At 67.9% G+C, this 24,697-nt stretch carries 27 protein-coding genes; 11 read left to right on the plus strand and 16 right to left on the minus strand.

Going from position 1 to position 24,697, the window contains the following annotated elements:
* Nucleotides 1-160 precede the first annotated feature (160 nt).
* Complete coding sequence (locus ACM0PK_RS18950) at nt 161-862, minus strand: SGNH/GDSL hydrolase family protein (RefSeq protein ID WP_134969204.1); 702 nt, start codon at nt 860-862, stop codon at nt 161-163.
* A gap of 211 nt (nt 863-1,073) precedes the next feature.
* On the opposite strand from ACM0PK_RS18950, the gene ACM0PK_RS18955 reads away from it, so the two are divergent.
* From ACM0PK_RS18955 to ACM0PK_RS18995, 9 genes are all read left to right on the plus strand, one after another.
* Complete coding sequence (locus ACM0PK_RS18955; RefSeq protein ID WP_061478360.1) at nt 1,074-1,469, plus strand: diacylglycerol kinase; 396 nt, start codon at nt 1,074-1,076, stop codon at nt 1,467-1,469.
* Between the two features lie 30 nt (nt 1,470-1,499).
* A complete protein-coding gene (locus ACM0PK_RS18960) occupies nt 1,500-2,249 on the plus strand; it encodes a TerC family protein (protein ID WP_072167878.1) in 750 nt (249 codons plus the stop codon).
* A gap of 261 nt (nt 2,250-2,510) precedes the next feature.
* Nucleotides 2,511-3,671 (plus strand): MFS transporter, encoded by a 1,161-nt coding sequence (locus ACM0PK_RS18965; protein ID WP_134972584.1) that lies wholly within the window; start codon nt 2,511-2,513, stop codon nt 3,669-3,671.
* Between the two features lie 561 nt (nt 3,672-4,232).
* Nucleotides 4,233-4,853, plus strand: coding sequence for a LemA family protein (locus tag ACM0PK_RS18970; protein WP_069139522.1), 621 nt, complete (start codon nt 4,233-4,235; stop codon nt 4,851-4,853).
* A 3-nt stretch (nt 4,854-4,856) separates the two neighbouring features.
* Entirely contained in the window at nt 4,857-5,744 is an 888-nt protein-coding gene (locus ACM0PK_RS18975) for a TPM domain-containing protein (protein ID WP_235646833.1), read from the plus strand.
* On the plus strand, nt 5,744-6,238 hold the full coding sequence (locus ACM0PK_RS18980) for a TPM domain-containing protein (protein WP_005415340.1): 495 nt from the start codon (nt 5,744-5,746) through the stop codon (nt 6,236-6,238). The genes ACM0PK_RS18975 and ACM0PK_RS18980 overlap by 1 nt, the downstream gene beginning before the upstream one ends.
* 51 nt (nt 6,239-6,289) lie before the next feature.
* Entirely contained in the window at nt 6,290-7,177 is an 888-nt protein-coding gene (lgt, locus tag ACM0PK_RS18985; RefSeq protein WP_134972818.1) for a prolipoprotein diacylglyceryl transferase, read from the plus strand.
* Nucleotides 7,174-7,968: a thymidylate synthase gene (locus ACM0PK_RS18990; RefSeq protein ID WP_134972817.1), complete on the plus strand. Its 795-nt coding sequence runs from the start codon at nt 7,174-7,176 to the stop codon at nt 7,966-7,968. Before lgt ends, ACM0PK_RS18990 begins: the two co-directional genes overlap by 4 nt.
* A gap of 5 nt (nt 7,969-7,973) precedes the next feature.
* Nucleotides 7,974-8,465: a dihydrofolate reductase gene (locus ACM0PK_RS18995; protein ID WP_414608010.1), complete on the plus strand. Its 492-nt coding sequence runs from the start codon at nt 7,974-7,976 to the stop codon at nt 8,463-8,465.
* 86 nt (nt 8,466-8,551) lie between these two features.
* Here ACM0PK_RS18995 and ACM0PK_RS19000 read toward each other — a convergent pair whose 3' ends face one another.
* The 10 genes from ACM0PK_RS19000 to ACM0PK_RS19045 all read right to left on the minus strand — a co-directional run bounded on the left by ACM0PK_RS19000 (nt 8,552) and on the right by ACM0PK_RS19045 (nt 18,420).
* A complete protein-coding gene (locus ACM0PK_RS19000; RefSeq protein ID WP_414608009.1) occupies nt 8,552-9,199 on the minus strand; it encodes a DUF1287 domain-containing protein in 648 nt (215 codons plus the stop codon).
* Nucleotides 9,196-10,218 carry a symmetrical bis(5'-nucleosyl)-tetraphosphatase gene (locus tag ACM0PK_RS19005; RefSeq protein WP_414608008.1) on the minus strand — a complete coding sequence of 341 codons (1,023 nt, stop codon included), beginning with the start codon at nt 10,216-10,218 and terminating at the stop codon, nt 9,196-9,198. The genes ACM0PK_RS19000 and ACM0PK_RS19005 overlap by 4 nt, the downstream gene beginning before the upstream one ends.
* A gap of 15 nt (nt 10,219-10,233) precedes the next feature.
* Nucleotides 10,234-10,617: a Co2+/Mg2+ efflux facilitator ApaG/CorD gene (gene apaG, locus ACM0PK_RS19010; RefSeq protein WP_008268668.1), complete on the minus strand. Its 384-nt coding sequence runs from the start codon at nt 10,615-10,617 to the stop codon at nt 10,234-10,236.
* Between the two features lie 13 nt (nt 10,618-10,630).
* Nucleotides 10,631-11,434 (minus strand): 16S rRNA (adenine(1518)-N(6)/adenine(1519)-N(6))-dimethyltransferase RsmA, encoded by an 804-nt coding sequence (gene rsmA, locus ACM0PK_RS19015; RefSeq protein ID WP_005415347.1) that lies wholly within the window; start codon nt 11,432-11,434, stop codon nt 10,631-10,633.
* Nucleotides 11,431-12,411, minus strand: coding sequence for a 4-hydroxythreonine-4-phosphate dehydrogenase PdxA (gene pdxA, locus ACM0PK_RS19020; protein ID WP_423170901.1), 981 nt, complete (start codon nt 12,409-12,411; stop codon nt 11,431-11,433). The genes rsmA and pdxA overlap by 4 nt, the downstream gene beginning before the upstream one ends.
* A 3-nt stretch (nt 12,412-12,414) precedes the next feature.
* Nucleotides 12,415-13,758: a peptidylprolyl isomerase gene (locus ACM0PK_RS19025; RefSeq protein WP_005415349.1), complete on the minus strand. Its 1,344-nt coding sequence runs from the start codon at nt 13,756-13,758 to the stop codon at nt 12,415-12,417.
* Complete coding sequence (gene lptD, locus ACM0PK_RS19030) at nt 13,755-16,235, minus strand: LPS-assembly protein LptD (RefSeq protein ID WP_180886118.1); 2,481 nt, start codon at nt 16,233-16,235, stop codon at nt 13,755-13,757. Before lptD ends, ACM0PK_RS19025 begins: the two co-directional genes overlap by 4 nt.
* An 89-nt stretch (nt 16,236-16,324) precedes the next feature.
* On the minus strand, nt 16,325-17,263 hold the full coding sequence (locus tag ACM0PK_RS19035) for a histone deacetylase family protein (protein WP_111201126.1): 939 nt from the start codon (nt 17,261-17,263) through the stop codon (nt 16,325-16,327).
* Nucleotides 17,264-17,272: 9 nt separating this feature from the next.
* Nucleotides 17,273-17,827, minus strand: a complete 555-nt coding sequence (locus ACM0PK_RS19040; RefSeq protein WP_019661123.1) for a cob(I)yrinic acid a,c-diamide adenosyltransferase — start codon at nt 17,825-17,827, stop codon at nt 17,273-17,275.
* Nucleotides 17,828-17,835: 8 nt separating this feature from the next.
* Nucleotides 17,836-18,420, minus strand: a complete 585-nt coding sequence (locus tag ACM0PK_RS19045) for a hypothetical protein (RefSeq protein WP_111178742.1) — start codon at nt 18,418-18,420, stop codon at nt 17,836-17,838.
* Between the two features lie 109 nt (nt 18,421-18,529).
* Between ACM0PK_RS19045 and ubiH the strand changes: the two genes are divergently transcribed.
* Nucleotides 18,530-19,738, plus strand: a complete 1,209-nt coding sequence (gene ubiH / locus ACM0PK_RS19050) for a 2-octaprenyl-6-methoxyphenyl hydroxylase (RefSeq protein WP_414608006.1) — start codon at nt 18,530-18,532, stop codon at nt 19,736-19,738.
* On the plus strand, nt 19,735-20,916 hold the full coding sequence (locus ACM0PK_RS19055; RefSeq protein WP_414608005.1) for a UbiH/UbiF family hydroxylase: 1,182 nt from the start codon (nt 19,735-19,737) through the stop codon (nt 20,914-20,916). The genes ubiH and ACM0PK_RS19055 overlap by 4 nt, the downstream gene beginning before the upstream one ends.
* Before the next feature lie 176 nt (nt 20,917-21,092).
* On the opposite strand, the gene ACM0PK_RS19060 is transcribed toward ACM0PK_RS19055, so the two are convergent.
* The 5 genes from ACM0PK_RS19060 to ACM0PK_RS19080 form a co-directional block, all read right to left on the minus strand.
* On the minus strand, nt 21,093-21,491 hold the full coding sequence (locus ACM0PK_RS19060; protein WP_134970583.1) for an EF-hand domain-containing protein: 399 nt from the start codon (nt 21,489-21,491) through the stop codon (nt 21,093-21,095).
* A 64-nt stretch (nt 21,492-21,555) separates the two neighbouring features.
* Entirely contained in the window at nt 21,556-22,623 is a 1,068-nt protein-coding gene (gene rlmM, locus ACM0PK_RS19065; RefSeq protein ID WP_088496053.1) for a 23S rRNA (cytidine(2498)-2'-O)-methyltransferase RlmM, read from the minus strand.
* Nucleotides 22,607-23,167, minus strand: coding sequence for a nucleoside deaminase (locus ACM0PK_RS19070; protein ID WP_005415358.1), 561 nt, complete (start codon nt 23,165-23,167; stop codon nt 22,607-22,609). Before ACM0PK_RS19070 ends, rlmM begins: the two co-directional genes overlap by 17 nt.
* Before the next feature lie 97 nt (nt 23,168-23,264).
* The gene (locus ACM0PK_RS19075) at nt 23,265-23,987 is read right to left on the minus strand and encodes a DUF6348 family protein (RefSeq protein ID WP_180886115.1); all 723 of its coding nucleotides are present in this window, start codon (nt 23,985-23,987) and stop codon (nt 23,265-23,267) included.
* 48 nt (nt 23,988-24,035) lie between these two features.
* Complete coding sequence (locus ACM0PK_RS19080; protein ID WP_414608004.1) at nt 24,036-24,689, minus strand: hypothetical protein; 654 nt, start codon at nt 24,687-24,689, stop codon at nt 24,036-24,038.
* Nucleotides 24,690-24,697 lie beyond the last annotated feature (8 nt).

Raw genomic sequence — 24,697 nt, forward strand, 5'->3', positions numbered from 1 at the left:
GGGCGCTTGCGAAGCAGTGCTTCGCAAGCAAAGCGCCCTCACCCCTGGGGGCTCGATGGCGCCATCCATGGCGCCAACGGTCCTGCAAACCCACACCGCCCCGCCTTCGACAGTTTCCCGCGATCCGCAGTAGATCCACGTCATGCGTGGATGGGGTTGCTCAGTTGCAGTTGACCTTCGGCGCCAGCGCCCTGGTCCAGATCGCATAGCCGGCCGGGGTCATGTGCAGCATATCCTCGCGGAACAGCGTCGCGTCCGGCTGGCCATCGGCGCCGAGCATCGGCGTGTAGATGTCGGTGAAGCCGGTATTGGGCAGCCTCGCCAGTGCAGCCTTGATCAGCGTGTTGGCTTCGTTGATCGCCGGCAGCAGGTGCGCGCGCGACGGGCTCGGCTTGATCGACAGGTACTCCACCCTGGTCTTCGGCAGGTCGCGATGCACGCGCTGCACGAAGGCGACCACGTCGTCGCGCACCTGCACGGGGCTGCGACCGCTGTTGAGGTCGTTGTCGCCCGCGTAGAAGAACACCTTGCAGGGCGCATACGGCACCACGATGCGGTCGGCGTACCAGGTGCTGTCGCGCACTTCCGAGCCGCCGAAGCCGCGGTTGAACACTGGCTGGCCAGGGAAGTCGGTGGCCAGGCTTTCCCAGAAGCGGATCGAGGAGCTGCCGATGAACTCGATGCCACCGCGCGGCGGCGGGTTGGACTGGTCGGCGCCGGCGAAGCGGGCCATGTCGCCGGCCCAGGCCACGTTGGAGACCTGTTCTGGCACACGGGGCGACTCGGCCGGGCTCAGCGCCTGGGCCAGCGGTGCGGCAGTCAGCAGGCCCAGCATCAACAGGCAGGTACGGCGACGGGACATCAGGCGCTCCAGCAGGCAAGGGGCATCCATCATAGGAGCATGCCCGGGCCGTTGCTTGCCCCTGGCAGGCCGTTCAGCGGGCCGGCGCGGGCTGCGGTTGGCGGCCTTGTGGCAAAATGGCCGCCATCTGCCTATTCCTGTGCACCCATGATTCCCTGCCGTGCGTCTGAGCGGTCGCTGCGCCGCGCCCCCGTTGCTGGATGTTCCACCCGTGGCTGATCAGTTCGGCCACCTGCCGCGCGGCCCGCGCCGCATCTTCCAGGCCGCCCGCTGGTCCTGGCAGGGCCTGCGCGCTGCCTGGCTGCACGAGTCCTCGTTCCGGCTTGAGGTCTACCTGCTGATCCTGCTGACGCCGATTGCGATCTGGCTGGGCCAGACGCCGGTCGAACGCGCGCTGCTGATCGGCTCGATGCTGCTGGTGCTGGCGATGGAGCTGGCCAACTCGGCCATCGAAGCGGTGATCGAACGCTACGGCAGCGAGATCCATGAGCTGGCCGGCCGCGCCAAGGACATGGGCTCGGCGGCGGTGTTCGTGCTGATGATGAACGTGCTGCTGTGCTGGGCGCTGGTCGTGGTCCCGCATGCAATGGCCGGCAAATACGGCTGATCCCTCATTCCCCCTTGTTGAAGACTTCCCATGTCCCTTGAGTTTCTTGCCGATCCGAATGTCTGGTTGACCCTGTTCACGCTGAGCGCGCTGGAAATCGTGCTCGGCATCGACAACCTGGTGTTCATCTCCATCGCCGTCAGCAAGCTGCCAGAGCACCGCCGCCCGTTCGCGCGTCGGCTCGGCATCGCGGTGGCCTGTATCACCCGTATCGGCCTGCTGGTATCGCTGGCGTACCTGGCGCACATGCAGGCGAACCTGTTCACCGTGGCCGGCATGGGTATTTCCATCCGCGATCTGGTGCTGATCGTTGGTGGCCTGTTCCTGATCATCAAGGGTTGGATGGAAATCAAGGAAATGATCACCGGTGGCGAGGATGAAGATCCGAGCACGACCAAGACCTCGGCCGTGTTCGGCTACGTGATCGCGCAGATCGCGGTCATCGACATCGTGTTCTCGCTGGACTCGGTGATCACCGCGGTCGGCATCGCTGACCACGTGCCGGTGATGGTCGCCGCGATCCTGCTGTCGGTGGCGGTGATGCTGCTGGCCGCCAACCCGCTGGGCCGCTTCATCGACGCCAACCCGACCGTGAAGATGCTGGCGCTGGCCTTCATCCTGCTGATCGGTGCGGTGCTGATCCTGGATGGCCTGGACGTGCACATTCCCAAGCCCTACATCTACGCCGCGATGGGCTTCTCGGTGCTGGTGGAGTGGCTGAACCTGCTGATGCGCCGCCGCGCCCGCGAACACCACGTGCCGGGTGCCGGCGACTGGTAAGCGCATGACCCGAACCCCCGGCCAACGCCGGGGGTTCTTCGTTCTGCCTTGTAGAGCCGAGCCCGTGCTCGGCTGACCGGCAGGAAGCAGCCGAGCATGGGCTCGGCTCAACACCGGAACTGCGGTTTTTGCACTTGTGGCTGCGTTCCGGCCTCCACTTGTGAACGAGGATCAACAGTGTTTTCCCGGGGCGAGGCTTAATCCGGCGCAGCAAAGCGCGCAGGCTACGCACTCCCGATTCCCGCCCCCCAGGACTCCCCCATGAATTCCAGAGCCGCCTTGCTGGCGCTTGCCGTTGGCGCCTTCGCCATCGGAACCACCGAGTTTGCCCCGATGGGCCTGTTGCCGGTCATCGCCGACGGCGTCGGCGTTGGCATCCCCACTGCGGGCATGCTGATCACCGCCTATGCCGTGGGCGTGATGCTGGGCGCGCCGGTGATGACCCTGCTGATGGGGCGTTTCGGCAAGCGCACCGCGCTGATGCTGCTGATGTCGATCTTCGTGGTCGGCAACCTGCTGTCCGCGCTGGCGCCGAACTACGGGCTGCTGCTGCTGTCGCGCCTGGTCACCAGCCTCAACCACGGTGCCTTCTTCGGCATCGGTGCGGTGGTCGCCGCCAGCCTGGTGCCAAAGGAAAAGCAGGCTGCTGCCGTGGCCACCATGTTCATGGGCCTGACCATTGCCAACATCGGTGGCGTGCCGCTGGCGACCTGGGTCGGCCAGCAGCTGGGCTGGCGCCTGTCCTTCGCCGGTACTGCGGCGTTGGGCCTGATCGCGATCACTGCGTTGGGTTTTGCGCTGCCGGCGTCTGCGCCGGGACCGCGCCCGGACGTGCGCCGCGAACTGAAGGCGATCCTGCAGCCGCAGGTGCTGCTGGCCATGGCCACCACCGTGCTTGGTGCGGGTGCGATGTTCACGCTGTACACCTACGTCGCACCGGTGCTGACCGAGTTGACCGGCGCCTCCAATGCCTTCATCGCGGTGTCGCTGGCCCTGATCGGCATCGGCTTCACCCTCGGCAACGGCATCGGTGGGCGCATGGCTGACTGGTCGCTCGATGGCGCCACCCGTATCCTGCTGGCTGCCCTGGCGGTGCTGATGTTCGTGCTGCCGCTGGCCTTCATGAGCCACGCCACCGCGGCGCTGGGTGTACTGCTGTTCGGTGCGGCGACCTTCGCCCTCGTGCCGCCGCTGCAGATCCGGGTGATGCAGGTGGCCAGCGAGGCGCCGGGCCTGGCGTCGTCGATCAACGTGGGTGCGTTCAACCTCGGCAATGCGGTGGGTGCCGCGCTGGGTGGTGCGGTGATCAGCTCGGGCCTGGGCTACGCCGCGATTCCGGTGGCCGGTGGCCTGCTGGCGGCATCGGGCCTGCTGCTGGCATGGCTTGGGCGTCCCCGCACTGCGGTGGTCGAGGCCTGCTGAGGGGTGTTGGATTCCGGCAGGGCTTGCAGCCCTGCACCCGCTAAAGGCGAAGGCAACCGCCGAAGCAACAGCAACCGCAACAGCCGGCGCTGGTTTTCTGAGGGTTGGGCGGGGCGGTGTGGGTTGGCAGGACACGCCGTGAACCCATCCATGGGGGCTCGATGGCGCCATCCATGGCGCCAACGGTCCTGCCAACCCACACCGCCCCGCCTCCGACAGATTGCCGCGATCGGTCGGAACGGCGTTCTGCTTTGGTAGGTGTCGACCTTGGTCGACACGAATGCCTGAAGAACCGGCTTTTGCTTTTGATTTTTCTTTTGATCTTCCCGCGGTGCGCAGGAAATTGTCCGTGGCCGGGAGGGTGGGTCGGCTGGGGGCGTGAGCCGCATGGATGCGGCGACCGAGCTTACATGGACGTACTTGCAGCGGCCCCCAGTCGACCCACCCTCCCGGCCCACCCCGAGCTGGCTGGACCACACCGCGGAGGGGGCAGCGCCCGATGGCCGGTCTTTCACCCGAACCATGGCATGCTCTGCGCCAAGTCCACCCGGAACCTCCGCCATGCGCCTGTTCACCCGTGTCCTGCCCCTGATGCTGCTGGCCTCCCTGTTGTCCGGCTGCGGCTACAACGCCATCCAGCAGAAGGACGAGGCGGTCAAGGCCAGCTGGTCCGAAGTGCTCAACCAGTACAAGCGCCGCGCCGACCTGGTGCCCAACCTGGTGCAGACCGTCAAAGGTTTCGCCAGCCAGGAAGAGCGCGTGCTGACCGAAGTCACCAACGCCCGCTCGCGTGTCGGCCAGATCAACGTCAACGCCGATGACGAAGCCTCGCTCAAGCAGTTCCAGCAGGCCCAGGGCGAACTGGGTAGCGCGCTGTCGCGGCTGCTGGTGGTCACCGAGAACTACCCGGTGCTGAAGTCGGACCAGAACTTCCGCGACCTGCAGGCCCAGCTGGAAGGCACCGAGAACCGCATCACCGTTGCCCGCGGCCGCTACATCCAGCAGGTGCAGGACTACAACACCTACATCCGCTCGTTCCCGCAGGTGATCACCGCCAAGATCTTCGGCTACAAGACCAAGCCGAACTTCACTGTGGAGAACGAGGCGCAGATCTCCAACGCACCGGCGGTGGATTTCGGCAACGCGCCGCAGCAGCAGCCGGCACCGCAGCCGGGCCACTGACCGATGCGCCTGGCCACCGCGCTGCTGGCTCTGCTGCTGTGGCTGCCGCTGGCAGCGCAGGCTCAGCAGCTGGCGCCGATTCCGGCGCTGGATTCGCCGGTGGTCGACACCACCGGCACGCTGGATGCCGCGCAGAAGCAGGCACTGCTGCACCAGGCGCTGGACCTGCAACAGCGCAAGGGCAGCCAGCTGCAGGTGCTGGTGGTACCCACCACCCAGCCGGAGGACATCGCGCAGTACACCACGCGGGTCTTCGACCAGTGGCAGATCGGCCGCAAGGGCGTGGATGACGGCGTGCTGCTGGTGGTGGCCAAGGACGACCGGCGCGTGCGGATCGAGCCGGGTTACGGTCTTGAAGGCGCGATTCCCGATGCCATCGCCAACCGGGTCATCCAGGAATACCTGGTGCCGCGTTTCCGCGCCGGCGACTACGCCGGGGGCATCACCGATGCCACCGCCGTGCTGGTCAAGCTGATCGATGGCGAAACGCTGCCGGCACCGGTCAGTGGTCATCGTGGGCGCGAGCCGGGTGGCGGCGGCGATACCTGGTTTCTGGCGCTGTTCATCGGTGTGTTCGCCGGCAGCATCCTGCGCGGCGTGTTCGCGCGCGTGCCGCGCCCGCTGCGTGGCCTGCTCGGCGGCGCTGGCGCAGCCGTGGCGGCGTTCCTGTTCACCTCCACCCTGCTGGCCAGTGGCCTGGCCGGCGTGGTTGGCCTGATCGTGGCGATGCTGTCCGGTCATCCGGGGCGCTTTGCCGGCGGTGGTGGCTGGGGCGGTGGCAGCTGGGGCGGGGGAGGCGGCTTCGGCGGTGGTGGTGGATTCGGCGGTGGTGGCGGCTGGGGCGGCGGCGGTGGCCGTTCCGGTGGCGGTGGCGCTTCGGGAGGCTGGTGATGATCCAACGTCTGTTCCGTCATGTATGTTCGCCGTCGGTACGTCGCGCGTTCCCGCCAGCCACGCTGCAGGCGATCACCGAGGCCATCGCGGCCGGTGAGCAGCGCCACGGCGGTCAGGTGATGTTTGCGGTGGAGGCTGATCTGCCGCTGGCCGCGTTGTGGCACAAGGTCACCCCGAGGCAGGCCGCCGAGCATGCCTTCGCACGCCTGCGCACCTGGGACACCGCCCACAACAACGGCGTGCTGATCTACCTGCTGCTGGCCGACCATGCCATCGAGATCGTCGCCGACCGCGGCCTGCATGGCCGGGTCAGCCCGGCGCAGTGGCAGCGGGTCTGCACCCATCTGCGCGAGGGCCTGCGTGGTTCCAATCCGGTGGAAGCGCTGCAGGATGCCATCGACGAGGTCTCCAGCCTGATCGAAGGGCACTTTCCGGCCTCGACGCGGTCGAACGATGACGCGTTGCCGAACTCGCCCCAGCTCCTTGGTTGAGCCGGGGCGGCACTGGCCCGAGAATAGGCGTTCAACCGCAAGGCACCTTCCATGATCTATTTCCACGACATCGACCCCATCGCCCTCTCGCTGGGGCCGATCAAGGTGCACTGGTACGGCATCATGTACCTGCTCGGCTTCACTGCGGCCTGGCTGCTGGGCCGCACGCGCATCGCCGCCGGGCGCCTGCCGGGCGTCGATGCCAACGGCTTCTCCGACCTGTTGTTCTACGCCATGCTCGGCGTGGTGCTGGGCGGCCGCATCGGCTACATGCTGTTCTACGCGCTGGGGGATTTCCTGCACAACCCGCTGCTGCTGTTCAAGGTGTGGGACGGCGGCATGAGCTTCCATGGCGGCCTGCTGGGCGTGCTGGGTGCCTGCTGGTGGTGGTCGCGCAAACACGCGCTGCACTTCTTCGACACCATGGATTTCATGGCGCCGCTGGTACCGCTGGGCCTGGGTTTTGGTCGCATCGGCAACTTCATCGGCGCCGAGCTGTGGGGCAAGTACACCGACGGCACTTGGGGCGTGGTGTTCCCGTCGGGCCTGCCGGCGCCGCTGAACCAGTTGGACCACGCGACCCTGCAGGCGCAGTTCGCCACCGGCGCGCTGAACCAGTTCGCCCGCCATCCCTCGCAGCTGTATGAAGCGTTCCTGGAAGGCCTGGTGATGTTCGTGGTGCTGTGGACGGTGTCGGCCAAGCCGCGCCACCGTTACCTGGTCGGCGGCCTGTTCGCGCTGATGTACGGCCTGTTCCGCTTCGCGGTGGAGTTCGTGCGCATGCCCGACAACGGCGTCTATGTGGCCTTCGACTGGCTGACCCGTGGTCAGATCCTCAGCCTGCCGCTCATCGCCTTCGGCCTGGTGCTGCTGGCGATGTCGCGCCGCGCGCCGGTACTGCAGCCGCAGCTGCCGGTGGCTGCCGAGGGCAAGGCATGAAGGCTTACCTGGACCTGCTCTCGCACGTGCTCGAGCACGGCGCCGAGAAGAGCGACCGCACCGGCACCGGTACCCGCAGCGTGTTCGGCTGGCAGATGCGCTTCGACCTCAATGAAGGTTTCCCGCTGGTCACCACCAAGAAACTGCACCTGCGCTCGATCATCCATGAGCTGCTGTGGTTCCTGAAGGGCGATACCAACATCGGCTACCTGAAGGACAACCAGGTACGCATCTGGGACGAGTGGGCCGACGAGAACGGCGATCTCGGCCCGGTCTACGGCAAGCAGTGGCGCAGCTGGGCCACCGCCGATGGCCGCGAGATCGACCAGATGCAGTGGCTGGTGGACGAGATCAAGCGCAACCCCGATTCGCGCCGGCTGGTGGTCAGCGCCTGGAACGTGGGCGAGCTTTCGCAGATGGCGCTGATGCCGTGCCACAACCTGTTCCAGTTCTACGTGGTGGACGGCAAGCTCAGCTGCCAGCTGTACCAGCGCAGCGGCGACATCTTCCTAGGCGTGCCGTTCAACATCGCCAGCTATGCGCTGCTGACCCACATGGTGGCGCAGGCCACCGGCCTGGGCGTGGGCCACTTCGTGCACACGCTGGGTGACGCGCACCTGTACTCGAACCACTTCGAGCAGGCGCGTGAGCAGCTTTCGCGTGAACCGCGCGCGCTGCCGACGCTGTGGTTGAACCCGGAGGTGACCGACCTGTTCGGTTTCCGGTTCGACGACATCCGCATCGACGGCTATGACCCGCACCCGGCGATCAAGGCGCCGGTGGCGGTGTGAGTGCCATGAAGCTCTCGATGATCGTGGCGCTGGACCGCAACCGTGGCATCGGCCAGGGCAATGCGATGCCCTGGCACCTGCCGGATGATTTCAAGCACTTCAAGGCGCTCACCCTGGGCAAGCCGATCCTGATGGGGCGCAAGACGGCCGAGTCGATCGGCCGCGTACTGCCGGGGCGCACCAACCTGGTGCTGACCCGCAGCGGCCAGGTGCCGTTCGTGGGCATGCGCGCGGTGGCGTCGCTGGACGAGGCGAAGGTGATTGCCGAAGGCGAGGGCGCCAGCGAGCTGTGCATCATCGGCGGCGGCGAGATCTTCCACCAGCTGCTGGACCAGGCCAGCGACCTGTACCTGACCTGGGTCGATGCCGAAGTCCCCGCCGACACCCATTTCCCCGAGGTGGCCGTGCAGGACTGGCGGGAAGTGAGCAGCGAGCCGCATCCGGCCGATGACCGCCACGCCTATGCGTTCCGCTTCGTGCATTACGTGCGCCGCTGAGGATGGGTTTTTGTAGAGCCGAGCCATGCTCGGCTGCTGTTGCCTGATACCTCCCGTAGCCGGGCATGGCCCGGCTCTACAGGGGCCTACGGCATCCGGTAATGCCCGATGATCGCGTGCTGGAACAGCAGGTTTTCTTCACGCGTGCCGCGCGCGATGTTGTGCAGCACCAGCGGTGTGCCATTGGCCAGCCTCCGGTCGGAGACGATGCCGACATGCAGCAGACCGTTGCCGTTGAGCTTCCAGGCCACGATGTCACCGGCCGCATAGTCGGTGGCGAGGGCGGTGATCGGTTGCTGCCAGCCCTGCCGTTCGAACCAGCGCATCAGGTTCGGCACACGTCGATGATCAATGTTGCGGTCCGGCCGTGACAGGCCCCAGATCGCGGGATACGTGCTGAAGTTGCCGCGCATGTCTTCATGCACGCGCGCCTGCAGGTCCAGGCCCTGGCTGCGCAGGGCGCGCACCACCACGTCGGTGCACACGCCGCGATCAAGCGGGACGTCGCCGCCGGGATAGGACAGGACCTGGTAGGCGGGATCGTAACGGGTGGTGACGCCGATCTGCGCGCGCGCGGCAGCCACCAGTGGCGGCGAAGGCGCCTGTGGCTGCGACGGCGTGGGGGCGGCGTTTCCGCCGCCGGTGGGAGCCGGGGCCGAAGCAGGCTGACAGCCGCTGGCCAGGGCCAGCGTCAGCAGCAGCACCCTCCATGGTGCCCTGCCGCGTCGCGTCATGCCTGCGGCGCGGCGCCGTTGCTGTGGGGTCCACCGGAGCCTCCACCGCCACCACCTCGACGGCGGCGACGGCGCGGACCACGGTTGCCCGGGTTGGCAGCAGCGGCGTTGCCGCCGCCCGGTTCCTTGCCCTGCACCGCAGCGGCGGGGCGCTCGTGCGCCGGTCGCGCCGGCGGGCGGGCGTGGGGTACGGGTGCCGGTACATCGCGGCCCGGCAACTGCACCACGCGCAGCTCGTCGGTATCGAGCTGGATCGCGGTCAGCTTGCCGCCCCAGACTGCGCCGGTGTCGATGGCGTGCACGCCCTGGGTGATGGTCAGGCCCAGCGCCGACCAGTGGCCGCAGACGATCTTGAGGTCGCGCTCGACCCGGCCCGGTACTTCGAACCAGGGGTAGAGTCCCTGTTCCTGCGTGCCAGGGGTGCCCTTGTCCTCGATGCCGATGCGCCCGCGCGGGGTGCAATAGCGCATGCGGGTGAGCACGTTGATGATCGCACGCGAACGGTCGTAGCCGGACAGGTTCGGCGCCCAGCTTGGCTTGTCGCCGTACATGTTGCGGAACAGCTTGCGGTAGCCGGCGCCGTGCAGCTGCACCTCGACTTCGGCGGCGTGCTTCTCTGCCATCTGCGTGGTCCACTTCGGCGCCAGGCCGGCGTGCACCATCATCCAGCCCAGCTCGCGATCCACATGCACCAGCTTCTGCAGGCGCAGCCAGTCCAGCAGTTCGTCGCGGTCCTCGGCCTGTACGATGCGCAGCAGGTCCGGGTTGACCTTGCGCTGCTCCTCTTCGGTGCGTGCACCGACGGCCAGCAGCGAAAGATCATGGTTGCCCAGCACCACCACGCTGTGCTCGCGCAGCGAATGCACCAGCCGCAGCGTCTCCAGCGACTGGCCACCACGGTTGACCAGGTCGCCGCAGAACCACAGGGTGTCCTGCGCCGGGTCGAAGCGGATCTTCTCCAGCAACCGCTGGGTAACGTCGTAGCAGCCCTGCAGGTCGCCGATCGCCCACACACTCATCGTTCGGCCTCCGTGTCAGTGCAGGGTACGCGGCACGGCCAGCACGAACGGTGCGACCGGCGCGGCAAATTCGGTGCCATCGTCGGCGACCATGTCGTAGTGCCCCTGCATGGTCCCGTGATCGGTCCCCAGCATGACACCGGACGTGTAACGGAAGTCTTCACCGGGGCGCAGCCGCGGCTGCTCGCCGATCACCCCGTCGCCATCGACATGCTCGACACGGCCATTGGCATCGGTGATGCGCCAGTGGCGTGCGACCAGGCGTGCGGCGACCCGCCCCTGGTTGTGGATGCGGATCGTGTAGGCGAACGCAAAGCGACCGTCTTCCGGCGCGGATTGATCGTCGAGGAAGCGCGGCGCGACTTCGACGGAGATGGCGTAAACGTCAGCGTCTTCCATACCGGCAGTGTAATCAGGAGGCATTGGCCAAAGCGATGAATTCGGCCACGTCCAGCTGTTCGGCGCGGGCATCGGGACGCACGCCGGCGGCAACGAACTGTTCGGCGGACACCACGTTGTTCAGGGCGTTGCGCAGGGTCTTGCGGCGCTGCCCGAAGGCGGCCTTGACCACCTCGGCGAAGCGCGTGTGGTCGTTGATGCTGATCGAGGCCGGGTCACGCGGCACCAGCCGCACCACGGCCGAATCGACCTTCGGCGGCGGCCGGAACGCGCCCGGCGGCACCACGAACAGCGAGGTCACCTGGCAGTAGGCCTGCAGCATCACGCTGAGGCGGCCATACACCTTGCTGCCGGGGCCGGCGGCCATGCGGTCGACCACCTCCTTCTGCAGCATGAAGTGCATGTCGCGGATCACTGCGGCATGCTCCAGCGCATGGAACAGGATCGGCGAGGAGATGTTGTAGGGCAGGTTGCCGACCAGGCGGATCGGCTGGCCATTGGCCAGTTCGGTGAAGTCCACGCGCAGCACGTCGCGATGGACGATGGTCAGCTCACCCAGCGGCTCGGCGGCGGCGGTCAGCGGCGCGATCAGGTCGCGGTCGAACTCGATCACCGTCAGCTTCGGGTGCACGCGCAGCAGCGGCAGGGTGATGGCGCCCTGGCCTGGACCAATTTCAACCAGGCGGTCGCCATCTTTCGGGTTGACCGCCATCACGATCTTGTCGATGTAGTGGCGATCGGCCAGGAAATGCTGGCCAAGCTGCTTCTTGGCCGGTGCGGTGAACACCGGGCCGGAGGGGGAATGCGGGGAATTCATGCGCTCAGTGTACGTTGCCGCGCCAGCTGCGCACACAGCGTCGTTGCCGCCTGCAGGCTGGAAGGATCGGCGATGCCGCGGCCGGCCAGGTCCAGCGCGGTGCCATGGTCGACCGCCACGCGCGGGTAGGGCAGGCCCAGGGTCAGGTTCACCGCCTGCTCGAAGCCGGAATACTTCAGCACCGGCAGGCCCTGGTCGTGGTACATCGCCAGCACGGTGTCGAAGCCGGCCAGCTTGGCCGGCAGGAAGGCGGTGTCGGCCGGCAGCGGGCCGACCAGGTCCATGCCCTCCGCGCGCAGGCGCTGCAGCAGGGGGATGACCAGGTCCAGTTCCTCGCGTCCCAGATGGCCGTCTTCGCCGGCATGCGGGTTCAGCCCGAGCACCGCGATGCGCGGCGCAGGCAGGCCGAACTCGCGGCGCAGCGCGGCATGCACCGTACGCAGGGTGTGTTCCAGGCTGGGCGCGGTGATCGCATCGGCCACCTCACGCAGCGGCAGGTGGGTGGTGGCCAGGGCCACGCGGACAATGTGATTGGCCAGCATCATCACCACCTTCACTCCGGCCTGGTCGGCCAGCAGTTCAGTGGTGCCACTGTAGGCAATGCCGCCTTCGTTGATGACCGCCTTGTGCACCGGGCCGGTCACCACACCGTGCAGCTCACCGGACAGGCAGGCCTGGCCGGCGCCGAGCAGGGCACCGATGACCGCGCTGGCGTTGGCCGGATCGGCCTGGCCGAAGTGGCTGGGCGCCGCGTTGCGGACGGCGCGCAGGCGCAGATCGCCCGGGACGCGTGCTTCGGCGTCCTCGGGCAGCAGTTGCAGGGGCAGGTTCAGCGCGGCCGCGGCCGCGCGCAGGGTGTCCGCGTCGGCGAAGGCCAGCAGCCGGCAATCTTCACGCGGCTGCTGGACGAGGCGGACACACAGCTCCGGGCCGATCCCGGCGGGCTCGCCCGGTACCAGAGCGAGCTCGGGGCGCATCGGTCAGGACTGCGGCGGAGTGGCGGTGTTTTCCGCGCGGTCGCCGCTGCGGAAACTGACGTAGGCTTCGCCACGCAGTTCCTGCAGGAAGCGGTTGTACTCGTCTTCCAGCTTGCGACGGCCGATGGTCTCGCGGACCTGGGCACGCTGGTTGTCGGTGGTCACGTCGGTCTGGCGGGTCGCCACGCGCTGCACGATGTGCCAACCGGCGTCGGTGCGGAACGGCTGGCTGACGCCACCATCCTGCAGGCCACTCACCTGCTGGCCGAAGGCCGGACCGAACGCGTCAGCCGGGAACCAGCCGAGATCACCGCCCTGGCCCTTGCTGTTGTTGTCCTCGGAGGACTCCCTGGCAACGGTCTGGAAGTCGGCGCCGCCAGCAATGCGGGCGCGCAGGGTATCGATCTTGGCCTTGGCAGCGGCATCGGTCTGGTTGTCGTCCACGCGGACCAGGATGTGGCGGCCGTGGTACTCGGTGACCGTCTGCTCACCGGCGGCGGAACTGCTGTCACGCACTTCCACCAGCTTCAGCAGCTGGAAGCCGCTCGGGCCGCGGATCGGGCCGACCACCTCGCCCGGCTTCATCTTTTCCATCAACTGGGCAAAGGCCTGCGGGATTTCATCCAGGCTGCGCCAGCCCAGATCGCCGCCTTCCAGTGCGTTCGGGCTGTCCGAATAGCGCACGGCCGCCGCGTTGAAGTCCAGCTCGCCCTTGTCCAGCAGGGCCTTCACGCCATCGGCCTTCTTCTGGCCGGTGGCGATCTGGTCGGCGTTGGCACCGTCGGGCAGGGCGATCAGGATGTGCGCCAGGTGGTACTGGTTGCCTACCGTGGCCTGCTGCTTCAGCGCGGCGTCGACTTCACCCTCGCTGACGCTGATGCGGCTCTGCGCGAAGCTCTGGCGCAGGCGCTGCACGGTGATCTCGTCACGCACCGACGCACGGAAATCGTTGAAATCGATACCGTCATGGGCCAGGCGCTGGCGCAGCGCGTCCAGGTTCGAACCGTTCTGCTGGGCAATGGCGTTCATCGCCTGGTTCAGCTCCTGGTCGCTGACACGGATCCCGCTGCCCTGGGCGCGGGCCACCTGCAGCTTGACCAGCACCAGGCGTTCGAGCACCTGGCGGCTGAGCACGTCTTCCGGCGGAAGCTGGTTTTCGCGGCCAGCGTACTGCGCCTTGATGTTGGCGATCGCACGCTGGAGCTCGCTCTGCAGGATCACGTCCTCATCGACGACGGCAGCGATGCGGTCAAGCGGCTGCGCCTCCTGGGCAAGTACCTGCAGGGGGGCGGACACGCTGGACACCGCCAGCAGCGAGGCGAGAAGAACGGGGAAGCGCTTGGTCATGGGATCAGGTTCGGATCGTAGTCATCCCGGGTCGCCCCGGTGTTGCTCGGCGGCACGAGATAGAGGTCGTCGCGGTTGTAGCCGAGGATAGCACGGCGCAGGGTACGGTCCGTGTCCTGCCCCAGGGAGCTCAGGCCCTTGAGCACGAACTCCAGCTGGATGGCGTTGTTCATCTCGCCTTCGCGGTTGCGGACGTAACGGCGGGCGACCGCACGCACGGCCAGGCAGCAGCTGTCCCACTGGACGCCGGCGATGATTTCCAGCGGTTCCTTGTCCTGCAGCGAGTAGTAGTAGCGACCGACCAGGCTCCAGCGCGCATTCAGCGGGTACAGGAACGACAGGTCGGCCTGTTCCAGCAGGGTACGGTCGTGCTTATTGGCGGTGGCCGGGGCGCCCGAGTTGATGCGGTAGCGGTAGCTCAGGTTGATCACGCCATCGTTGGGCATCAGGTAGCGGGCACGGACGCTGGCCAGATCCTCGCGCTTGTACTTCGGGTCCCACTGATAGGTGGCACCCAAGGTCCAGCGGTCGTTGATCATGTAGTTGCCGTCGGCGATCCACGCCGACTTGCCCTTTTCCACCGGCGCGCCGCCCGGAGTGACGGTCACCCGCGACTCGTCGAAATACTGGATCTGGCCGATCGAAGCCGAGAACCGTTCCTTGCCGGTGGTCTGGTCGATGAACCGGGTACTCAGTGCCAAGGTCAGCTGATTGGCATCGTTCTGGCGGTCGGCGCCGGTGTAGCGCGAGTCGCGGAACAGCTGGCCCCAGCTGAAGGTGAAGTCACGGGTATCGAAGATCGGCAGCTCGTCCTGGTTGCGGTACGGCGTGCGCAGGTAGAACAGGCGCGGTTCCAGCGTGTGCAGGAATGACTTGCCGCCGATGGTGGTCTCGCGATCGAAGAACAGGCCGGCGTCGATGCTGCCGATCGGCAGGCTGCGGCTGGGCGATTTGTTGCCGCGCAGCTGCTCCGGCGTGGCGGTGTTCGGGTCGATGCCCTGCGAGGCCAGCACGTTGCGGCGGACGCTGTCAGCGAGGCCCTGGTCCAGGTCGTAGCCGGTGTAGCGGTAGGCCAGGGTCGGGGTGACGTACCAGGCCGCGCCACTGATCGGGAACGACACGTACGGCTTCACGTCCAGGCGCGAGCCGCCGTACATGCGCTGGGTCTGGCCGTTGCGCGTGTACTGCAGGTCGGGCCCCGCATCGGCGCCGTACTTGAAGTTGATGTCGTCGTGGGTGAAGCGCACGGCTTCGGCATAGATGCCGGTTTCCAGCCACGGCAGGACCGGCTTGTCCCAGTTGAGGTACAGGCGCGGCTGGCGGTTGTACGGCAGCGCGCTTTCATTGAGCGTGTAGTCGGTCAGCTGCCAGCGGTCGGCCATGATGCCGGCCGTCCAGTTCCGGCCGGTGCCGTACAGGCCCACGGTGCTCTGCAGGTTCGAGGCAGTCACCCCGACCAGGCGGTTGGCGAAGTCCTCGACATAGCGCTCGTCGCTGACCCAGGCCAGGTTGGCGCGGGCCTGCCAGTGGCTGTCCACGTTGTGGTAACCGCTGAACATCACCCGGCCGCGGTCGCGGTCGCGCAGCTTGTCGTTGGGCATGAACGCGGTCAGCAGTTCACCGCGGCCGCCGTTGTAGAGATAGCGGAACTCGTTGTCGAGCATCAGGCCGCGCCGGCTCATGTAGCGCGGGGTCAACGTGTCGTCGTAGTTCGGCGCCAGGTTGAAGTAGATCGGCTGTGCGTAGTCGAATCCGTTGCGCCCGGACATGCCCAGCTGCGGGAACAGCAGGCCGGTCTTGCGGCGGTCATCGATCGGGAACTTGAAGTACGGCGCCCACAGCACCGGCACCTTGCCGATCCGCAGCACGGCGTTGCGGGCGGTGCCGAAGCCCTCGTCGTTGTCCACTTCGATCTGCGGCGCCGACAGTTTCCACACCGGCTGTGACGGGTCGCAGGTGGTGTAGGTGGAGCGGTGCATCTGGCCGACCGCGCCCTGCAGGTCGACCGACTCGGCATCGCCGTTGCCGCGGCGCGACACCAGCTGGTACTTGATGTCGGTGATCTTGTGGGTGTCGCTTTCCTGGTTGCCCTCGGCGCGCTTGGCGACCATGCGGATCGAGGAGTCCTGGTAGCGGACATTGCCGTCGGCGATGTAGTTGCCGCTCTCGGTATCGAAGCTGAGCTTGTCGGTGCCGACGAACTGGTCGCCGCGGCGCAGGGCCACGTTGCCTTCGTACTGCGGCACGGTGGTCGTGCCCAGCAGCTGGTCACCCTCGATGTCGGTCGGCTGCTGCTCGCGCGCAGCGCTGGCGGCGGCCTTGTCCTGCCCCGGGACCGGGGTGGGGGCATCGGTGAACGCGGGAATCACGTCGGTAGCCGGGCACAGGCCCCAGTTGAGCGGCTTTTCATCGGCCATTGCCGGCAGGCAGATGGCGATGCTCAGAGGCAGGGGAAGCAGGCGGAGGGCTCGGCGCACGCGGTTCGGATTCGGGCGAAAACGGACGGTAGCTTGCCCCATCCCTTGCATAGGGGCAATGAAGGACGCCGGAGCCTGCCGGCTCGGGTTCATCCGGAGACGCTGCCGGGAGGGGGCAGCAGCAGGGCCCGGACATGGGCCACGCTGCACTCGGCAAGGGCCTGCAGGTCATAGCCGCCTTCCAGCATCGAGACCACCCGGCCGGCCGCATGGCGGCGCGCCAGCGCATGCAGTTCCCGGGTGATCCAGGCGAAATCGTCGGTTTCCAGCATCAGGTCGGCCTGCGGGTCGCGCAGGTGGGCATCGAAGCCGGCCGAGATCAGCAGCAGCTGCGGGCGGAAGTCGTCGATGGCCGGCAGCATCTCGTCGGCCCACACGTTGCGGAAGCGGAAACCGCCACTGCCGGGGGGCAGCAGGATGTTCATCAGGTTGCCGGCACCGCGGTCGCGGCGCAGGCCCGAATTGGGGAACAGCCCGGCTTGGTGGGTGCTGTAGTAGGAGACCCGGGCGTCGTGCTGGAAGATGTCCTGGGTGCCGTTGCCATGGTGGACATCGAAATCGACCACCGCGATCCGCTCCAGCCCATGGCGGTCGCGGGCATGGGCCGCGGCAATGGCAATGTTGTTGAGCAGGCAGAAGCCCATCGCGGTGCTGCTGGTGGCGTGGTGGCCCGGGGGCCGCACCGCGCAGAAGGCCAGCGGGTCCTCGCCCAGCATCACCGCATCGACTGCGGCGACGCCGGCACCGGCGGCGTGCACGGCGGCGCTGGCCGAGCCCGGCGAGGTCCAGGTGTCCATGTCCAGCTGGCGCAGCGGTGCGGTCTGCGGCTGCAGCACGAAGTCGAGCAGGGCGCTGTCGTGGACCCGGGTCAGTTCGCCGAACTTCGCCGGCGGCGCCTCGCGCCAGTCCAGCTGGCCGGGGAAGGCGGTGTGCAGCGCGTCCAGCACCTGCTGCAGCCGTTGCGGGCATTCGGGATGGCCGGGACCGGGGTCATGCAGCAGGCAGGACGGGTGGGAATAGACCAGCATCGTGCCGACTCAGCGCTGGCGCTGCTGTGGCTGCCACAGCGCTTCGCCATGGCCGTCGGCGCGGGCCAGCACCCGGGCCAGCACGAACAGCAGGTCCGACAGCCGGTTAAGGTATTGCAGCGCCTCGCTGCGGACGGCCTCGTGGCGGGCCAGGGTGACCGTCTCGCGCTCGGCGCGGCGGACGATGGTGCGGGCCAGATGGCAGCGCGCGGCAGCTTCGCCGCCGGCCGGCAGGATGAATTCCTTCAGCATCGGGAGGTTGGCGTTGTAATGGTCCAGCTGCTGCTCCAGGGCCGAGACGTCGGCGGCATGGATCGCGGCGTGGCCGGGAATGCACAGCTCGGCGCCCAGATCGAACAGCTGGTGCTGCAGATGCACCACCAGCGCGCGTACATCCTCGGGCAGGGGCGCGGCCAGCAGCAGGCCGAGCGCGGCGTTGGCCTCGTCGACGGTACCGAAGGACGCCACGCGGGCGTCATCCTTGGCCACGCGTTGGCCGTCGCCAAGGCCGGTACTGCCGTCGTCGCCGGTGCGGGTATAGATGCGCGAGAGGCGATGACCCATGGCGCAGCTCAGTGCCGGATGTCGCGGCGGGCCTGCTGGAGCTTCAGTACCTGCTCCACGGCCAGCTGCAATGCCGCCGCCAGCGCCACGTAGATCGCGGTGGTGCGCAGGTAGGGGCCGAACCATTGTGCGTAGTTCTGCGCCCAGCCGGCCAGCGTCGGCTCGGCCACGTTGCGGGTGGTCCAGTAGAAACCGCTCTGCGCCAGCAGGTGGCAGACCGCCACCGAGGCCACCAGCAGCAGCGCACCCTTGGCCAGCACCGGCCAGCGTGCGCCCTGGTAGTTGCGGCCCAGCAGCATGCCGCCGGCCCACAGCGAGAAGTACGCCGGCAGCAGCAGCCAGTAACCCGGCGACACGCAGTAGTGCTGCCAGAAATCCAGGCCGCTGCTGCGGATCACGATCCAGTCCACCAGCACGGCGAACACCATCAGCAGCGGAAACGCCCAGCGTGTCCACGTGGCCAGGTAGAAGCCACCGATGAAGAACACCGCCCAGGAGGCATCGGGGATCGCCGCGAAGTGGTTGACCCGGGTCGCCGCCAGCAACAGCACGAGGACGGACAGGACGAAGGCGCGGTTGGCGGTGGCGGACATGGCAGCGGGCCCGGAGCGGATTCAGGTTTCATTCTAGCCCGCCGCGCCGGTTGGCGCAGGTCGGGTGATGTTGGGTGTTCGGGCAGGGCGAGCGCGTATCATGAACACCATGAGTGAACGACATGACGTGCTGATCGTCGGTGGTGGCCTGGTCGGTGCCAGCCTGGCCATCGCCCTGGACCGCCTGGGCCTCGATGTGGGCCTGCTCGAGGCCAGCCCGGCCCGCGAGCTGCCGGCGGTGTTCGACCAGCGCAACCTCAGTTTTGCCGCTGCCACGGTCAATGCGCTGACCGCGCTGGGGGTCATGCAGAAGCTGGCGATGGCGCCGGGCCCGATCCGCCGCATCCACGTCAGCCGCGCCGGCGATTTCGGCCGGGTGCAGCTGGAGGCTTCCGACTACGACCGGCCGTGGTTCGGCCAGGTGGTGGTGGCGCGGGACTTCGGCCAGGCGCTGGAAGCGCGCCTGCAGGAGCTGCCGCGGCTGCGGCGCTACCGGCCGATGCGTTTCCTGGGCTTGAGCGAGGTGGTCGACGGCTACCGCCAGGTGCGGGTGGCCGACGAGACCGGCGAGCGCGTGCTGCTGGCCCGGCTGGTAGTAGGGGCCGATGGCACGACCAGTGGCGTGCGCGGCGCGCTCGGCATCGAGGTCGACCGCCATGATTTCCAGCAGACCCTGTTCGTCGCCCGCGTGCGCAGCCAGCGTGCGCCGGATGGCACGGCCTGGGAGCGCTTCACCGATACCGGCCCGACCGCCCTGCTGCCGCGCGGTGACCGCCACTTCGGCACCGTGCACGGTGTGGCGCGCGACCAGGCCGATGCGGTGATGGCGCTGGACGATGCGGTTTGGCTGCAACGCCTGCAGAACGCGATCGGCTGGCGCGCAGGCCGGCTGCTCGAATCCGGCCCGCGCAGTGCGTATCCGCTCATCCAGGTGCTGGCGCGCGCGCTGGCCGGAGAGCGCGCGGTGCTGCTCGGCAATGCCGCGCAGACCATCCATCCGCTGGGTGCACAGGGCTTCAACCTGGGCCTGCGCGATGCGCTGACCCTGGCCGAACTGCTGGAGGATGCGCATGAGGATGCCGGCAGCGATGCACTGCTGCAGGCCTATGTCGCGCGCCGCGAAGAGGACCGCCGGCAGACGGTGGCGTTCTCCGGCGGGCTGGCGCGCCTGACCAGCAACCCGGCGCCGCTGATGCGGCCGCTGCGCAGCCTCGGCCTGGTGGCCGCGCAGCGCGCCTCGGTGCAATCGATGCTGGTCGGTGGTGCGATGGGCTTCCGCGGCGAGGTACCGCGGCTGTGCCGTGGAGAAGCGGCATGAGCCGGCGCGCGCGTCTTGATGTGGCCATCGTCGGCGGTGGCGTGGTCGGTGCCGCCTGTGCGCTGGCGCTGGCTGATGCTGGCCTGTCGGTGGCGCTGGTGGAAGGTCGCGAACCGGCGCCGTGGCAGGCCGCACAGCCGGACCTGCGCGTGTTCGCCTTCGCTGCCGACAACGTACAGCTGCTGAACCGCCTGGGCGTGTGGCCGGCGATCGCGCAGGCCCGTGCATGGCCCTATCGGCGCATGCAGGTGTGGGACGCGGCCGGTGGCGAGGATCTGCTGTTCGACGCCGATCGCTTCGGCCGTCGCGAACTGGGCTACATCGTCGAGAACGGGCTGCTGCAGGACCGTCTGTGGTCGGCGCTGCCGGCGGCGGGTGTGCAGCTGCACTGCCCGGCACGAGTGGACGCGCTGGAGCAGGACGAGGACGGCGTGCGCCTGTGCCTGGATGACGGGCGCCGCCTGGAAGCGGCGTTGGCGGTGGCCGCCGACGGTGCCGAATCGACCCTGCGCCAGCTGGCCGGGATCGAGGTTGAAAAGCATGACTACCACCAGCGCGGCGTGGTGGCCTACGTGGACAGCGATCTTCCCAATCAGGCCACGGCCTGGCAGCGCTTTCTGCCAAGCGGGCCGCTGGCGTTGTTGCCGGTGGCCGAACGCCGCAGCTCGATCGTCTGGACCCTGCCCGAGGACGAGGCGGCGCGTGTTCTGGCGCTGGACGAGGACAGCTTCAACCGCGAACTGACCCGCGCCTTCGCGGCACGCCTGGGTGAGCTGCGGTTGGCCTCATCGCGTGCGGCATTCCCGCTGCGCCGCCAGCTGGCCCGTCACTACGTGGCCGGTCGTGTGCTGGCGTTGGGTGACGCGGCGCATGTGGTGCATCCGCTGGCCGGGCAGGGCGTGAACCTGGGGCTGCGTGATGTCGCCGCCCTGCAGCAGTGGCTGGCACCCTCGGCAGAGCGCCGCGGCCAACCGCGGCTGTCGCCGCAGCGCCTGCAGCGCTGGGCACGTGAACGGCGGAGCGACAACCACATCGCCGCCTACAGCTTCGATGCGATCAACCGCCTGTTCTCCAACGACGAAATGCACCTGACCCTGGCCCGGGGCCGTGCGCTGGGCTGCGTCGGCCGATGGCCGCCGCTGGTGCAGGCGTTCTGGAAGCGCGCCGCCGGCGTCTGACCGGAATACAGGCCGCACGACGCGACAGGCGTCGCTGGCGCGTTGCCAACCACGGGACGCCGCTTTGGCAGGTGCCAACCTTGGTTGGCACGCTTCCGGCATCAGTGAACAAAAAAGGGGACGGAGGGGATTAAGTCGTATGTGCACATACGACTTAATCCCCTCCGTCCCCTTTTTCAATCCACCAGCCAGCCGGCGAGGTCGGCACGGTCCAGCTTGCCGCGACGCTTCACGTCCAACGCATTGAACTCATCGGCCAGCGCCGGGTTGGCCTGTGCTTCCTCGCGGCTGATGAAACCGTCGCCATTCACGTCAAGGTCGCTGAAGCGGATGCGGTACTGGCCAACCACGCTGCTGGGTTCCAGCGAGCGCACGGTCACCTGTGCCTCGCCGGCCGACTGCGGAATATCGACGCTGCCGGTGACGCGGCCGGCATCCAGGGGCTGCTGACGGATGGCGCCGCCGGTCGGGCCCAGCGGCTGGCTCTGCGCAGGGGTGGACGGACCATGCTGGGCCATCGCCGGTACCGAAGCCAGCAGGGTGGCCACGAGCACGGCGGAACGGGGAAGGTTCATGACAGGCTCCTTGCCAGAGGGTACCGGGAGCGTACTCCCGGCAACCTGTGCCGCCGATGACGGATCAGCGCAGCGGCGAGGCCAGCACGGTGATCTCTTCACGATCGTGATAGAGCTGCTTGGCGCGCACCACCAGCGGCTTGCCTGCCTGGTCCTGGAACAGGTCCAGGCACAGCCGGGTCTCGTCCCAGCGCTTCTTCATCGGCAGCTTCAGATTGAAGATCGCATGCCTGCACCAGCCCTCGCGGAACCAGGTGGCCATGCGTTCGGCGACGCGGCGCGGCTGCTCGACCATGTCGCAGACCATCCAGTCCAACGGTTGTTCCGGATGCCAGTGGAAGCCATCGGCGCGCAGGTGCTCGACCAGGCCGGTGTCCAGCACGTGCTGGCGCAGCGGACCATTGTCGATGCTCAGCACGTGCATGTGCTGCCGGGTGAGCACCCAGGTCCAGCCACCTGGGGCGGCGCCAAGGTCGGCCGCGCGCATGCCGGGCTTGGCCAGCGTCTCGCGTTCTTCCGGCGTCAGCAGGGTCAGCAGCGCTTCGTCCAGCTTCAGCGCCGAACGCGAAGGCGCTTCGGGCAGCAGCTTCAGGCGCGGAATGCCCAGTGCCCACGGCGCGCTGTCGGCCGGGTCGGCCACGCAGACGAAGGCATGCGTACCGTCGACGAACACCACATGCAGGCGCGGCAGGCGGGTGTTCGGCTTGTCGCTGAGCTTGCCAGCCTTGCGCAGCGCCGGGCGCAGCGCGTTGCCGAAGGCACGCGCCAGCCCGGACAACGGCTTGCCAGCGTCGGAATCGGGATGCTCCACCCACAGGTCGCCGAAGCGCGGCGCATCGGCCAGCACCTCCAGCATCGGCGTGATGCGGTCGGCCGGATCCAGCTGTGGCAGCTCGGCCAGCACCACCAGCTTCTGCCGCGCGAAGATCAGTTCGCGCCAGCGCAGGCGCGGTGCCAGGGCCGCGGCCTCGTCGCACATGAAAAGCACGTAGCCGTCATTACGCTGGGTGCGCGCATAACCGGCGAAACCGGCTTCGCCGGCACGGAACTGCAGTTCGCCGGCCAGCTCGGGCTCGAAACCCTGCCGGCACAGGCACAGCAGGCCGATGCCGGTTTCAGTAACGGGCGCCATCGCTTTCCCCATAGGCACGCAGCACGCTGCGCGCGGCGTCGCGGTTCAGGCCCTGCACCACTTCGATGCCACGCTTGTTGAGCTCGCCGACCCAGTCGGCCGGCAGCGGGCCTTCGTCAAACGGAGTCAGTTCTTCGACATCGGCTGCACTGGCACCGATCAGCAGGCGGTCGATGCCGGCCCACACGGTGGCGCCGTAGCACTGGCAGCACGGCTGCGAGCTGGTGGCCAGGGTGACCGGCGACAGCACCGCGTTCAGGCGCGGGGTCTGCAGGCGTTGCTGGGCCAGCATGTAGGCCATGTTCTCGGCATGCGCCAGCGAAGTGGCGTGCGGCATCACCCGGTTCACGCCGGCGGCGATCACCTTGTCATCCGGGCCGAACACCACGGCGCCGAACGGGCCGCCACTGGCGTGCTCGACGTTCAACCGCGACAGCTCGATCGCCAGCGCGACCTTGGCCTCATCGCCCGGATATCGACGATCCAGGTCGATCTGGTCGTGGATCCAGGCGGGAAGGGTCAGGTGGACTTGCGCGTACAGCATCGCGGGGGTGCCTCGTAGGGAATGGAAGAAGGTGCGGTTGGTTGGGAAACCGGCGCGCAGTGTAGCCGCACCGGCCTGTATCGGGTGTGGCGGTGGGTCAGCCGGGCGAGCCGGTGCGGATCACCACGTACTGCTTGCGGAACTCCAGCCCGGCCTGCGGCCAGCTGGCGGCATACGCGCGCAGCAATGGCAGGGCAGCGGCGAAGTCGTGGCCATTGACCCGGCAATCGGCCTCGCACAGGCCATCGGCATCGCGCGAGGCGAACAGGCGGATGGCCAGGAACGGGCGCGCTTTCAGCAGTTCGTCGAAGGCGTCCATGCTCCTGGTGAACAGGCAGCACGGACAGGACCCATGGTCGTCCTCGCTGCAGGTGCTGGCGTCCACCTCGTGCTCGCGGTAATGCGCCAGCGGACCCAGCACCACGGTGCGTTGGTGTTCCTGGCCGTCATCGCCGGCCGGATAGGTCAGGCCCATCATCGGCAGGCCCTGTGCGTCTTCGGCGCCGATCGCGGTCTGCAGGGTCACCAGGTCCACCCGTGCCCAGGCCTGGAAGCCGGCCAGCAGCGATGCCTGTTCATCGGTACCGTTGGCGTGCTGGTACTCGAACAGGCCGTCAGCGAACAGCAGCGGATGCTGGCTTTCGATGACGGTGGAGGTCTGCCAGCCGCCGTTGTCGCGCGCGTGTGCGGCCATCGCATGCGGGGTCAGGCGCAGTCCGCTGTCCAGCAGCAGCGCGTTGCCGTCGATGCGGCTGGCGACGCTGACGTCCTGCAGGGCCTGCTGCAGCAGTGGGAGGAGGGCGGTGGACGTCGTGGTCATGTCAGGCCTGTGGATGGATCGGGTGGAGCATCCAGGCCGGGCCTGGTGCTAGCGGTCGAGCGCGTCGAGTTCGGCGCGATACCGCTGCGCGTCGGGCTGCTGCTGCGGGTCGTTGCCGTGGTCGCGCAGCCAAGTTTCCAGCTCGCGGCGATAGTCCGCGCGGAACTCGGCATTGCCGGGGCTGAAATGCAGCTTGCGTGCCGCCACCTCCACGCGCTCGCGCGCGCTGGACCGGGCCTGCGCGATGCCATGCGGTGATTCGTTGGTGAGGATGACGAAGTTGCGCGGGAAACCCGGCGTGTACTTGACCACGAACGGCTGGTCGCGCGCCGGGATGCGGATGGCGTTTTCCAGCGGCCACAGCGAGGCGGTGTTGGTGTGGAACACCACTTCCACGTCGCGGCCCTCGGCGGTGCGCAACACCGCTTCGTAACGCCAGATGTACTGTTCGTTGAGCGTGGAATTGGTTTCCTCGGCCTTGACGATCACCGCTTCACCACGCTCGCCCACCACGTTGAGGAAGGTGGCGTTGAGGAAGCTGCCGAGGAAGATGTTGAGCATCGCCAGCGGGAACACCACGATGGCGTAGACCGGTGAACGCCGCCACCACGAGACCAGCCCGGCCAACACCATTGCTGCAAAGAACGTCAGCAGCGGATGCTGCGAGATGAACCAGAGCAGGGCGGACAGGGCGGTGATCATCGTCGGGG

It is taken from the genome of Stenotrophomonas sp. FR010, assembly GCF_047520755.2.
In the GTDB taxonomy this organism is placed as follows: Bacteria; Pseudomonadota; Gammaproteobacteria; order Xanthomonadales; family Xanthomonadaceae; genus Stenotrophomonas; species Stenotrophomonas sepilia.